Raw genomic sequence first — 12,652 nt, forward strand, 5'->3', positions numbered from 1 at the left:
TTTTGTTTGTGGCGAGCGCCGCGCGAGGGGCTTACGGCACCATGCCCGGCAGCAGGTAGGCCTGTACGAGCGTGATCACGCCGACGATCACCGCGAACAGCAGGCTGTGGCGCACCGTGAAGCGGAACAGCTCCGACTCCTTGCCGACCAGGCCGGTCGCCGCGCATGCGACGGCGATCGATTGCGGCGAGATCATCTTCGCGGTCACGCCGCCCGTCGTGTTGGCGGCGACGGCCAGCGTCTCGGGCACGCCGAGCTGGTGGGCCGTGGCCTGCTGCAGCGAGCAGAACAACGCGTTCGACGACGTGTCCGAGCCGGTCAGGAACACGCCGAGCCAGCCGAGGAACGGCGAGAAGAACGGGAACGCGGCGCCGGTCGCGGCGAGCATCAGCGCGAGCGTCGACGACATCCCCGAGTAGTTCGCGACGAACGCGAACGCGAGCACGAGGCCGATCGACAGGATCGGACGCGTGAGCTCCTTCAGCGTCTCGCCGAATGTGACGAGCGCGTCGCGCGGCTTCATCCGCAACAGCACCATCGAGATCAGCGCCGTCACGAGGATCGCGCTGCCGACGGCCGACAGGAGGTCGATCTTCAGCACGGCGTCGAGCACCTTCGGCGCAGCCGCGATCGGCGCGCCCTTCACGACCAGCTGGTCGAGCCCGGCGACGTGGAATTTCAGCACGGTTGCCGCGAGCGGGCCGTGCGCCGCGAACAGCGCCTTGAACGGCGCGAGGCTCCAGACGGTGACGACGGCCGTCAGGATCAGAAACGGCGACCATGCGCGCACGGTCTGCGCGAGCGAGTACGGCGACGCCTGACGGCTCGAGCCCGCGGCGTTGCCGCCGGCACCGAAGCCGGCGAGCGCGGCGCCGCCGCCGGACGTGACGACGCTGCCGGCCGTCGCTTTCGCGCTGCTCGGCTGCCAGACCTTCAGGAACGTGGCGAGCGACACGAGGCTGACGAGCGACGACGTGATGTCCGGCAGCTCGGGCCCGATATGGTTCGACGTGAAGTACTGCGTGACCGCGAAGCTGCCACCCGCAACCAGCGCGGCCGGCCAGGTCTGCCGCACGCCGCGCAGCCCGTCCATCATGAACACGAGCCAGAACGGCACGGCGAGCGACAGCAGCGGCAGCTGGCGGCCGGCCATCGCGCCGATGTGGAACGCGTCGATGCCGGTCACCTGCCCGGCGACGATGATCGGGATGCCCATCGCGCCGAACGCGACCGGCGCGGTGTTCGCGATCAGGCACAGTCCGGCCGCGTGCAGCGGCTTGAAGCCGAGGCCGACGAGCAGTGCGGCCGTGATCGCGACCGGCGCGCCGAAGCCGGCCGCGCCTTCGAGAAACGCGCCGAACGAGAAGCCGATCAGCAGCATCTGCAGCCGCTGGTCGTCGGTGATCGACAGCACCGACGCACGGATGATGTCGAACTGGCCGGTCTTCACGACGATCTTGTACAGGAACACCGCCGCGACGATGATCCACGCGATCGGCCAGAGGCCGTATGCGAAGCCGAAGCCGGCTGCCGCGAGCGCCTGCCGCACGGGCATCCCGTAGGCGAGGATCGCGACGCCGAGCGACAGCAGCAGCGTGATCGCGGCGGCCGCGTGCCCCTTCATCCGCAGTGCGGCGAGCGCGACGAAAAAGAAGATGATCGGAATCGCGGCGACGAACGCCGACAGCCCGAGGCTGCCGAGCGGCGTGTAGATCTGGTGCCAAACCTGCATGGTGGTCTCCTCCATGGATTGCTGTTGGTACGGGTTTTGAATCGGCGGCTATTCGGGTTGTCCGCGCGCGCGCAGCAGGTCGGACAGGCTGCGCGGCGCCGGCTCGAGCGGCGTGCGGTGCTGGGTCCAGCCGAGCTGCTTCGCCGGCGTCAGCGCGCGCAGCCGCGTTGCGGCCCAGCGGAACGCGCGATACGCGCGCGGATGCGCGAACGCGCCGGACCAGAAGCGCCACACGAGGTCTTCCGCCCGGTTGTAGTTCGCGCCCTGGCCGCGCAGCGGGTGCGCCACGGCCTCGTCCGGCTTGCGGTTCGCCTCGGTGCGCAGCCGCACCAGCAGCTGCGGGATCGGAATGCGCACCGGGCACACCTCGCCGCATGCGCCGCACAGCGTCGATGCGCTCGGCAGGTCGGCCGTCGCATCGAGGCCGAGCAGGTGCGGCGAGATGATCTTGCCGATCGGGCCGGGATAGGTGGTCCCGTACGCGTGGCCGCCGATGCGCGTATAGACGGGGCAGTGGTTCATGCACGCGCCGCAGCGGATGCACTGCAGCGTCGCGCGCAATTGCTCGTCCGCGTAGGCCTGCGTGCGGCCGTTGTCGAGCAGCACGAGATGCAGCTCGCGCGGGCCGTCGCGTTCGCCGTCGCGGCGCGGGCCGGAGATCAGGTTGAAGTAGGTCGTGATTGCCTGGCCGGTGGCCGAGCGCGTCAGCAGGCTCGCCAGCGGCACGATGTGTTCGAGCTTCTCGACGACCTTCTCGATGCCCATGATCGCGATGTGCGTGTCGGGCACCGTCGTCGACAGCCGGCCGTTGCCCTCGTTCTCGACGAGCCACAGCGTGCCCGTGTCGGCCGCCGCGAAATTCACGCCGGACAGGCCGATGTCCGCTTCCGCGAACGCGCGGCGCAGCGCGCGCCGGCCGGTCTGGATCAGCGCGTCGACATCCTCCGTGTAGCGGGTGCCGGCGATGTGCTGCTCGAACAGCGCGGCGATGTCGGCGCGCGTCTTGTGGATCGCCGGCATCACGATGTGCGACGGCTTCTCGCCCGCGAGCTGGACGATGAACTCGCCCATGTCGGACTCGATGCAGTCGACGCCGCGCTCCGCGAGGTAATGGTTCAGCTCGATCTCCTCGCTCGCCATCGACTTGCCCTTGATCACGCGGCGCGCGTTGCGCGCCTGCGCGATGCCGAGCACGATCGCGTTCGCGTCGTCGGCCGTCTCGGCCCAGTGCACCTGCACGCCGGCTTCGGTGAGCTTCGCCTCGAGCCGTTCGAGCAGCGCCGGCAGCTGCGCAAGCGCATGGCGGCGCACGGCTTCGCCGACGTCGCGCAGCTGCTCGAGCTCGGCGCCGTCGGGAAACTGGCTCGCGCGCTTGCCTTGCAGGAAGTCCATCGCGCCGCGAAAGCTGCGGCGCAAGGCGGGATCGTCGAGCGCGGCGCGCGCGCGGGTCTTGAAGTCGCCGGGGGCGACGAAGTGCAGCGGCTGGTCGCTCATCGCGGCAGCTCCTGGAAAGCGGGTGCGGCGGATGCATCGGCCGGTTCGGTGACGATCACGACCCACAGTTCGCGCGGGCCGTGCGCGCCGTACGCGAGCGTCTGCTGGATGTCGGAAGTCTTCGACGGGCCCGATACCAGCACGAGGTTGGTCGGCATGCCGGCATGCCAGCGCTCGGCGTGCACGGCCGCGTGCAGGTCCGCGTGCAGCGTGCGCGCGTGCACCAGTGCGACGTGCAGCGGCGGCACCAGCGACACCGTGCGCGGCGTGCCGGCGTCGGGCGCGAGCACGACGGTGCCGGTCGCCGCGATGCCGGAGCGCGCCACCGTGAAGCCGGCGTCGATCGTGTCGAACAGTTCGGTCTTCCACGCGTCGATTGGGCGATCGAACGGCACCGGCGCGACCGTCTCGGGCAGCGCGTGCGCGAGCGCCGCGGCTTCGGCGCGGGCCGGGTCGAGCAGCAGCCGCCGCACGCCGGCCGCCGCGAGCTTCGCGGCGAGTTGGGCGGGCCATGCGTCGGCGCTCGCGCACCAGACGTCGGTATGCGACGCGGCGAGCGCGGCCTGCATCGTCTGCACCAGCGTGTGGAGATCGGCGGCGAGCGGGGCGCGCTGCGCGGCGTAATGCTCGCCGATGCGCGTGTCGACCGCGGCGCTCGCGTGCCCGGCGACGCCGGGCGCGGCGGCGCGCAGCCGCGCGAGGATCGCGTCGCGGGCGCTCATTGTGCATCTCCGCTCAGCGACGCCGCGCCGGCCGTGCGGCGCCACAGGAAGCTCGCGAGGTGCTCGACGGCGAGCTTCGCGCCGGCCTTGTCGGCCGCATGGCCGATGTTGAGCAGGCAGCCGCAGTCGGCCGACACGAGCCGGTCGCAGCCGGTCGCGCACGCCGACGCCACCTTGTCCTGCACCATCGCGCCCGAAATATCGGGGTGTTTCAGCGAGAACGTGCCGCCGAAGCCGCAGCATTCCGATTCGCGTTCATGTTCGACGCGCGTGACGCCCGGCAGCGCATCGACGAGCGCGACGCCGTGGGCGCGCGTGCCCATCTCGCGGCGGGCCGCGCACGACGTGTGCAGCACCACGCGTTCGTCGGGGCCGGCTGGCGGCGCGATGGCGTCGAGCCGCACGTGCAGCACGTTGACGAGGAATTCGGCGAGTTCGTAGGTGCGCTCGGCGATCGCACGGGCCTTGGGGCCATGCACTGGATCGTCGGCGAACAGGGTCGGCCAATGGTGCCGGATCATGCCGGCGCAGGAGCCGGACGGGACGATCACCGGCCACGCGTCGCCGAACAGGTCGAGCTGCGCGGCCGCGACGCGGCGCGCTTCGTCGGGATTGCCGCTGCTGTAGGCCGGCTGCCCGCAGCAGCTCTGGCCGCGCGGATAGTGGACGGTCAGCCCTTCGCGCTCCAGCAGCCGGACCGCGTCGAGGCCGGCTTCCGGCACGAACAGGTCGACCAGGCAGGTCGCGAACAGGTACACGTGCGCGGGGGCGACAGCGGGGTAGGGCCTTGGGTTCATGTCTCGCTCCAGGTACGCCGTCCCGGCATCTGCATGCGGGCGGCCATTTCGCTGCATAATTCCCGCGACGGCGCCGGAGCTCAAATTGGTTGGGCCAATCGACGCGACAGCGATACGAAACGGGGAGACGGCAATGGCGGCGATGACGGCACGGGGCCGGACCGAAGTGGTGATGCGCAAGATCGAGACGGCGCTGCTCGACGGCACGTGGCCGGCGGGCGCGCGGCTGCCGGCCGAGCGCGTGCTCGCGCAGCAGTACGGGGTGGCGCGCAATACCGTGCGTGAGGCGACCCAGCGGCTCGTCGCGCGCGGGCTGCTGCAGAGCCGGCGCGGCGCGGGCGTGTTCGCGACCGACCAGTTGCGCGCGGGCATCGCGTCGCCGTGGGGCCAGCTGGTCGCCGATCATCCGGCGCTGCGCGACGACATCCTCGAATTCCGTCGCGTGCTCGAAGGCGCGACCGCGTATTTCGCCGCGCTGCGTGCCGATGCGAACGACCGGCGCCGGATCCGCGGGCTGCTGCGCGAGCTGGAGACTGCGCATGCGAACGACGACGCGGTCGTCGAGGCGTCGGCCGACGCGAAGCTGCACGAGGCGATCGCGCTCGCGTCGCACAACACGATGTTCCTGCACCTGCATACGAGCGTGCTCGGGATGCTGCGCGAACACATTTCGATCAACGTCGCCGGGATGACGACCGACGACGAGCAGGCATCCGAACTGCTGCTGCAGCAGCATCGTGTGGTGTGCGATGCGATCTGCGCACACCGGCCCGAGGAGGCGCGCACCGCGATGCAGACCCATATCGACTACGTGCGCAGCCACTTCGAGCGTAACGGCGCCGCGTCGTGAGATTGGTTGGACCACGGCGCCTGTGGCCCGTGCCTGAACGCGCTGGCGGTGGGGCGGTGCGAGGGGCGGGGGCGGGGTGCCGGGTGCGCTCGTAGTACGGTCGAAGTGCAGTCGAAGTACGGCGGAGGTGCGATGGAAGTACGGCGGAAGCGCGATCGAACTACGCTCGAACCAAGGTCCGGGCGGCGCCCGAACGCCGCTCGACGCGCGATTGACCGGCTCGTCGGGCGCCCACTAGAATCGGTCGGAACTGCCCGTGCGCCGCGCGCCGCGGCGCTCACGTGCCCGTTGACCCGACTGTCGAGGAAGCCTCCGTGCTCACGTCTTTGATCCGGCACGCGCCGGCCGCGCCGTGTTGGCGCGCCGTGTGCCGCCAGGCCCGCGCGCTGGTCGTCTGCGCGCTGCTGCCGCTCGTCGCGTGCGCGACGCACCCGCCTGCGACGTCGCTCGAGCGCTCCGTGTCCCACGCGCTGCCGGCCGATGCCGCGACGCCGCTGCGCACGGCGCTGGCCGCACCGGAAGCCGCACATCCCGGGCAGTCGGGGTTCCGCCTGCTCGCCGACGGCGCCACCGCGCTGCAGATGCGCATCGCGCTCGCGCGGGCGGCCACGAAGACGCTCGACATGCAGTACTACATCGCGACCGAGGACACGACCGGCAAGCTGTTGCTCGCCGCGGCGCTGTACGCGGCCGATCGCGGCGTGCGCGTGCGGATGCTGGTCGACGACCTGAACTTCCGCGACATCGACCGCGTGATGGCCGCGCTCAATACGCACGGGAACATCGAGATCCGCGTGTTCAACCCGTTCGGCGCGTCGCAGTACGGGATGGTCGAGCGCACGGCCAATTTCTTCACGCGGCTCGACAGCTTCACGCGCCGCATGCACAACAAGGCGATGATCGCGGACAACCAGCTCGCGATCGTCGGCGGCCGCAATCTCGGCGACGAATACTTCAGTGCGAGCCCGACGCTGCAGTTCCGGGATCTCGACGTGCTCGCGGCCGGCCCGGTGACGAACGACATCTCGAAGAGCTTCGACGACTACTGGGCGAGCGCGAGCAGCTATCCGTTGCGCGTGCTGAACCACCAGCGCTTCGATCCGAAGGATCTCGACGCGGTGCGCGACGAGCTGCGCGAGCACTGGCGCAACAACGCCGACCCGTACAACGCGAAGCCGTTGAACGCCACGCCGCTGGCGCGCCAGATCGCGCGCGACGAGCTGGAACTCGTGTGGGCGCCGGCCGAGTTCAAGGTCGATGCGCCGGACAAGATCGCGCAGCCGACCGACACCTACGTGAGCCCGCCGATGCAGCGCCTGGCGGACCTCACGCGCGGCGCGCGCACGGAATTTCTCGCCTTTTCGCCGTACTTCGTGCCGCACGACGCCGGCGTGAAGATCCTCGGCGATACGGCCGCGCGCGGCGTGCGCGTCGCGATCGTCACGAATTCGCTCGCGGCCACCGACGCGGTCGCGGTGCAGGCCGGCTACGCGCCGTACCGCGTGCCGTTGCTGCAGCGCGGCGTCGAGTTGTACGAATTCAAGTCGCAGCCCGAACAGCCGCCTGCGCGGCTGTTCGGCTCGCGTTCGCGTGCGAGCCTGCATGCGAAGGCGTACGTGATCGACCGGCAGATCGTCGTGATCGGCTCGCTGAACCTCGACCCGCGTTCCGCACACCTGAACACCGAACTGGCGCTCGTGATCCACAGCCCGCAGCTCGCGCAGCAGGCGGCGGCGATCTTCGCGCACGTGACGCAGCCCGACCAGAGCTACCGCGTGACGCTCGCGCCGCAGCCGGGCGGCGGCCCGCCCGCGCTCGAATGGACGGGCACCGATGGCGGGCAAACCACCACCTATCACGTCGACCCGCATGCCGGGCTGCTGCGCAACGTGATGACCGGCGTCTTCATGCTGCTGCCGGTCGACGATCAGTTGTAACGGCGGCGCGGCTCCGGCAAAACCCGTGTTACCGAAGTGCCGGCACAGGCGATATAGTTGCTCGCACAACGATACGCGCAGCGTCGCGGGCCGGACCCGAGGCGCCGCCCGCGCGTGCCGCAGCCGCGCCCGTGCGCAACCGGAGTGCCCGATGCAACGTGTACCGAACCAGCCGTTCACGCGTCCCGCCCGTTTCTCCGAAGCCGAATGGCAAGCGCGTGTGCAGCTCGCGGCCGCCTACCGGATCTTCGCTCACCTCGGCTGGACCGAGCTGATCTACAACCATATCTCGCTGCGCGTGCCGGGCGCGGACGGCCACTTCCTGATCAACCCGTTCGGGCTCCATTACCGCGAGGTGTGTGCGTCGAATCTCGTGAAGATCGACGTCGACGGCAACGTGATCGGCCATTCCGACTGGCCGATCAACCCGGCCGGCTTCACGTTCCACGGCGCGATCCATGCGGCGCTGCCCGACGCGCACTGCGTGATGCACGTGCACACGACGCCGACGATGGCCGTGTGCTGCGCGCGCGATGGCCTGTCGTTCTCGAATTTCTATTCGGCGCAGCTCTACGGGAAGGTCGCGTATCACGATTTCGAGGGCATCACCGTGCATGCGGAGGAGGGCCGTCGGATCGTCGCGAGCGCGGGCGGACGGCCCGTGCTGCTGCTGCGCAACCATGGGCCGGTGACGATCGGTGCGACGCTCGCGCACGCGTTCTCGCTGATGTGGCTGCTCAATCGCGCGTGCGAGGTGCAGGTGGCGACGCACGCGATCGGCGAGCCGTTGCCGATCGAGCCGCCGGTGCTCGACCGGTGCGTGCGCGATTCGCTGAATTTCGATCCGAAGCACGGCGCGGGACAGGACGCGTTCGACGCGCTGCAGCGTATCGTCGATCGTATCGATCCGGGGTATCGCGGGTGATGGGTACGCAGGTGATGCATCACTGCGGCGGGGCAGATTGCTTCGGGCTGCTTGCCGACGCCCGACGCCGAAGCGGCGGACGAGGCGGGTATCGCGTGCGCGACGAGCAAAAAAAAACGCGGCCGGCTGGCCGCGTGAATACTCGCAGACTCCTTCGGACGAAGGAAACAAGCAACTGTGAGACGGAGTGTAGCGAAAGGCCGCGTGCGGATTCAGGCGTTGCGCTGCAAAGGTCCCTTCCTGGATTCGGCACGCTGCCGGATCGGCGCCGATCGACTACCATCACGTAGCGCCCCGGCCGCGGGGCGTACCACGTCGTACAAGGAGGATTCATGCCGAAGTTGCGTTTGCTCCAGGTGGCGTTGCTCACGGGCGTTCTGGCGGCCGGCAGCGCCGCCGCCGAAACGGTGCGTCTGTCCGCGAACCTGCAGCCGTCGAGCGAGGTGCCGCCCACCGCGACCAAGGGTGCCGGCGCGGTCGACGCCACCTACGACACGGCGACCCACCTGCTGCGCTGGACCGTCACTTACGAAAACCTGACGGGGCCGGCGACGGCCGCACATTTCCACGGTCCCGCGCCGGTCGGCCAGAACGCCGGCGTGCAGGTGCCGATTCCGAAGGACGAGCTCGCGAGCCCGATCAAGGGCTCGAAGGAACTCACCGACGCGCAGGTGGCCGAGCTGACGAGCGGCAAGTGGTACTTCAACGTGCATACGAAGGCGCATCCGGCCGGCGAGATCCGCGGGCAGGTGATGCCGGCGAACTGACGCGCGCGGCGGCGTTTGACATATAGGGTGTCGAAGGCGGGTGGCGAGTCGGTCGAGATGACGTGTGGCTCGACAGGCCGCCGCTCGGGCAGATGTAAGCGCCGATCGCGCCGCAGGCGCGCGATGCTCGACCGCCAGTCGCCAGTCGCCAGTCGCCAGTCGCCAGTCGCCAGTCGCCGAACCGGCGAACCGGCGAACCGGCGAACCGCGCGAACGCCCAGCGCCCAGCGCCCAGCGCCCAGCGCCCAGCGCCCAGCGCCCAACGCCCAACGCCCAACGCCCAACGCCCAACGCCCAACGCCCCCGCCTCGCAACCGCCTCGCAACCGCCTCGCAACCGCCTCGCAACCGCCCCCGCTCGTCACCGCTCGTCACCGCGCCGGCGCGCCGTCGATCGCCTGATACGCGGCCCGCACGGCCGCCGCGCCGTACTTGCGCTCGAGCCGGCGCACGGTGAAGTGGCCGTGCGCCATCTGCTGGAAGTGATCGATGAACAGCGTGTTGACGGTCGCGCCGAGCACCGCGCCGATCGCCGGGATCGACTTCGCGGCCATCTGCTCAGTCACCTGCACGGAAAAACGTGACGCGACCGTCTGCACCAGCTTGAACACCGCCGCCGAGCTGTGCGCGGCCACACCTTTCGTCGCGATGTCGGACGACGCCTTCGAGATCGCCTGCGCGAGCGCGCCGCGCAGCACGAAATAGCCGAGATCGGCGTCCTCTTCCCGCTTGTCCGTGTCGCCGCCCATGCCGAGCACGGCCAGGCACTGCAACTGCGTGTCGACCGCCGCGAGATCCTCGCCCTCGCTGCGCGCGATGTCGCACACCGAGCGGAAGATCAGCGTGGTCGTGACCGGCAGCTCGACCGGCAGCGCGAGGAAGCCGAACGCGCCGCCGGCCGCGCCGGTCGTCGCGACCGCGAGCTTGTGCAGCAGGTTGCTCGGCTTGTCGGGCTCGGCATCGGGCGCCGGCGGCTTGCCGAGCGTGCGCAGCGCGATGTTCAGGCACTTGCGCAGCGCGAGCTGCGTCGCATCGTTGATCTTGCCGGTCGCGAACGCCGGCAGCCGCCCGATCATCTTCTCGACCGGCGCACCGAGCACGCTGGTCAGCTTCAACGTCAGCGACGGGCTTTCCAGCACCTGCTTCGCGCGCCGCAGCGCGTCCTGGTCCTGCGGCGACAGCGTCGCCGCAGGCGTGATCGAAATCGGTTCCATCGTTCTCCCTGGCGGCACGCCGCCCATCCCATGCCCGCGTAGATTACTCCGACGTGCTACACTTTCGCGATTGTTTGACACGTCAAAGATTGCATCAACAAAAAATGCCGGTCCATACTGCCGCCCACCATTCCAGCGGGCAACTTCTGCCGTTTCGCGAGTCGCTGCTCGCGATGATCGGGATCTCGTTCGTCACCATGCTCGTCGCGTTCGACCAGACGGTCGTCGGCACCGCGTTGCCGACCATCGTCGCCGAGTTGCGCGGCTTCGACCTGTACGCATGGGTCGCGACGTCGTACCTGCTCAGCTCCGTGATCACCGTGCCGATCTTCGGCCGCCTCGGCGACTATTACGGCCGCAAGCCGTTCGTGATCGTGTCGATCGTCGTGTTCACCGGCGCGTCGGTGTTGTGCGGGATGGCCAACGACATGCTGTACCTCGTGCTGGCGCGCGGCCTGCAAGGGATCGGCGGCGGCATGCTGGTCGGCACCGCGTTCGCGTGCATCCCCGACCTGTTCCCCGATTCGGTCGTGCGGCTGCGCTGGCAGGTGCTGATGAGTTCGGCGTTCGGCATCGCGAACGCGATCGGGCCGTCGCTCGGCGGGTTCCTGACCCAGTCGTTCGGCTGGCGTTCGGTGTTCTACGTGAACCTGCCGATCGGCATCCTGTCGCTGTTCTTCGTGTGGCGCTACCTGCCGCACCTGCGGCACGTCGAGCACGACCGCAGCATGCGGCTCGACTGGCCCGGCGCCTTGCTGATCGCGCTGTCGCTGGGCGCGCTGCAGCTGTTCGTCGAATGGCTGCCGAAATACGGCTTGATGAGCTGGGCGTCGCTGCTGCTGGTAGTCGCGCTCGGCGCGGGCGTGGCGTTGTGGCACTGGGAGAAGCGCTGCGCGCAGCCGATCCTGCCGTTCGACATGTTCGGCAACCGCGCGCTGTCGGCGCTGTTCGTGCTCGCGATGCTCGCCGGCTTCTCGATGTTCTCGCTGCTGTTCTATGCGCCGCTGCTGTTCCAGGGCGGCTTCGGGATGTCGCCGAAGGCGGCGGGGCTCGTCATCACGCCGCTCGTCGTGTTCATCACGATCGGCAGCATCATGAACGGGCGCGTCGTCACGCGCATCCGCCATCCGAACGCGATGCTGCACGTCGGCTTCGGGCTGTTCGCGTTCACCTGCGCGGGTGTCGTCGTGTCGACCCACACGACGCCTGGCTGGATGCTGATGATCCTGATGGTCGCCGGCGGGATCGGGCTCGGCTTCGTGCTGCCGAACCTCACCGTGTTCGCGCAGCAGACCGCCGGTCGCGAGCACCTCGGCATCGCGACCGCGCTCCTGCAATCGCTGCGCATGGTCGGCGGGATGATCGGCACCGCGCTGACCGGCACGCTCGTCAACCAGATGTATTCGAGCGGCGTGCACGATGCGCTGGCCGGCGATCGCGCGCTGCAGTGGCATGCGCAACTCGCCGATCCGCAGATCCTGATCGACCGTGCGGCGCAAGGCCGTCTGGTCGCGGAGCTGACGGCGGCCGGGCATAATGGCGCGCTGCTGCTGGAAGCGGCCCGCGAATCGCTCGTCGGTGCGATTCACCTGGGCGTCGCGATGGCGGCCGTCGTCGCCGTGGTGTCGGTGTGGCAATGCCGCCGCGTGCCGCCGATCGCGCTGCGACGCAAGGTCGAACCGCATGTCGCGGCCGATTGAAACGATTCACCGAATGAACGAGTAGGCATCAGCGCATGGAAGAACCGGACCGCATCGCGATCTTGCAGCAATTCGGACGCACGTATCGCGCGTTCATGAGCGCGTTCGAAACGCACGTCGGGCAGCCGATGCCGCGCTGGCGCATCATGGTGGCGCTGCACACGCTGGACGGCCAGGCGTCGCAGAAGAAGCTCGTCGAGGTGCTGCGCATCGATCCGGGCGCGCTCACGCGCCAGCTGAAATCGCTCGATGCGCTCGGCTGGATCGAGCGCGCGTCCGATGCCCGCGACAACCGGGTGACCAACGTCACGCTGACCGCCGCCGGGCGCGCGGCGTTCGACGCGTGCCTGCCGCGCCGCAAGGCGTTCCTCGACCGCACCGTCGCGCAGTTGCCGGACGACGTGCTGACCGCGCTGTCGGGCGCGCTGGCGATGCTGGAGTCGCGGATCGCGGAGGTCGGCTCGACGCCGTCTCCGCACTGAAGGGCGGCGACCGGCGCGGCGCGGCGGGCCCGA

The 12,652-nt window shown here is 69.6% G+C and carries 11 protein-coding genes; 6 read left to right on the forward strand and 5 right to left on the reverse strand.

What is annotated here, in order from left to right; translation table 11 throughout:
• Nucleotides 1–31: 31 nt before the first annotated feature.
• The 4 genes from MBR110_RS04280 to MBR110_RS04295 are packed head-to-tail and all read right to left on the reverse strand — an operon-like array spanning nucleotide 32 to nucleotide 4,745.
• Nucleotides 32–1,732, reverse strand: coding sequence for a lactate permease LctP family transporter (locus MBR110_RS04280; RefSeq protein ID WP_034194788.1), 1,701 nt, complete (start codon nucleotides 1,730–1,732; stop codon nucleotides 32–34).
• A gap of 48 nt (nucleotides 1,733–1,780) precedes the next feature.
• Nucleotides 1,781–3,226 carry a LutB/LldF family L-lactate oxidation iron-sulfur protein gene (locus tag MBR110_RS04285; RefSeq protein ID WP_181709199.1) on the reverse strand — a complete coding sequence of 482 codons (1,446 nt, stop codon included), beginning with the start codon at nucleotides 3,224–3,226 and terminating at the stop codon, nucleotides 1,781–1,783.
• Nucleotides 3,223–3,948, reverse strand: coding sequence for a LutC/YkgG family protein (locus MBR110_RS04290; protein WP_011886020.1), 726 nt, complete (start codon nucleotides 3,946–3,948; stop codon nucleotides 3,223–3,225). Before MBR110_RS04290 ends, MBR110_RS04285 begins: the two co-directional genes overlap by 4 nt.
• Entirely contained in the window at nucleotides 3,945–4,745 is an 801-nt protein-coding gene (locus MBR110_RS04295) for a (Fe-S)-binding protein (protein ID WP_041493889.1), read from the reverse strand. Before MBR110_RS04295 ends, MBR110_RS04290 begins: the two co-directional genes overlap by 4 nt.
• 133 nt (nucleotides 4,746–4,878) lie before the next feature.
• Between MBR110_RS04295 and MBR110_RS04300 the strand changes: the two genes are divergently transcribed.
• From MBR110_RS04300 to MBR110_RS04315, 4 genes are all read left to right on the forward strand, one after another.
• A complete protein-coding gene (locus MBR110_RS04300; protein WP_011886018.1) occupies nucleotides 4,879–5,595 on the forward strand; it encodes a FadR/GntR family transcriptional regulator in 717 nt (238 codons plus the stop codon).
• Between the two features lie 314 nt (nucleotides 5,596–5,909).
• The gene (locus MBR110_RS04305; protein WP_181709200.1) at nucleotides 5,910–7,532 is read left to right on the forward strand and encodes a phospholipase D family protein; all 1,623 of its coding nucleotides are present in this window, start codon (nucleotides 5,910–5,912) and stop codon (nucleotides 7,530–7,532) included.
• A 151-nt stretch (nucleotides 7,533–7,683) separates the two neighbouring features.
• Nucleotides 7,684–8,457 (forward strand): class II aldolase/adducin family protein, encoded by a 774-nt coding sequence (locus MBR110_RS04310; protein WP_176316757.1) that lies wholly within the window; start codon nucleotides 7,684–7,686, stop codon nucleotides 8,455–8,457.
• A gap of 332 nt (nucleotides 8,458–8,789) precedes the next feature.
• Nucleotides 8,790–9,224: a CHRD domain-containing protein gene (locus tag MBR110_RS04315; RefSeq protein WP_011886015.1), complete on the forward strand. Its 435-nt coding sequence runs from the start codon at nucleotides 8,790–8,792 to the stop codon at nucleotides 9,222–9,224.
• A 370-nt stretch (nucleotides 9,225–9,594) separates the two neighbouring features.
• On the opposite strand, the gene MBR110_RS04320 is transcribed toward MBR110_RS04315, so the two are convergent.
• Nucleotides 9,595–10,437, reverse strand: a complete 843-nt coding sequence (locus MBR110_RS04320) for an EcsC family protein (protein ID WP_014723635.1) — start codon at nucleotides 10,435–10,437, stop codon at nucleotides 9,595–9,597.
• 104 nt (nucleotides 10,438–10,541) lie between these two features.
• Here MBR110_RS04320 and MBR110_RS04325 point away from each other — a divergent pair, with 104 nt between their 5' ends.
• Nucleotides 10,542–12,137: an MFS transporter gene (locus tag MBR110_RS04325; protein ID WP_059462452.1), complete on the forward strand. Its 1,596-nt coding sequence runs from the start codon at nucleotides 10,542–10,544 to the stop codon at nucleotides 12,135–12,137.
• A 35-nt stretch (nucleotides 12,138–12,172) separates the two neighbouring features.
• Nucleotides 12,173–12,619, forward strand: a complete 447-nt coding sequence (locus MBR110_RS04330) for a MarR family winged helix-turn-helix transcriptional regulator (protein ID WP_014723633.1) — start codon at nucleotides 12,173–12,175, stop codon at nucleotides 12,617–12,619.
• The last annotated feature ends 33 nt before the right edge of the window (nucleotides 12,620–12,652 follow it).

The sequence above is a fragment of the Burkholderia sp. MBR-1 genome (assembly GCF_013822785.1).
Classification (GTDB): domain Bacteria; phylum Pseudomonadota; class Gammaproteobacteria; order Burkholderiales; family Burkholderiaceae; genus Burkholderia; species Burkholderia vietnamiensis.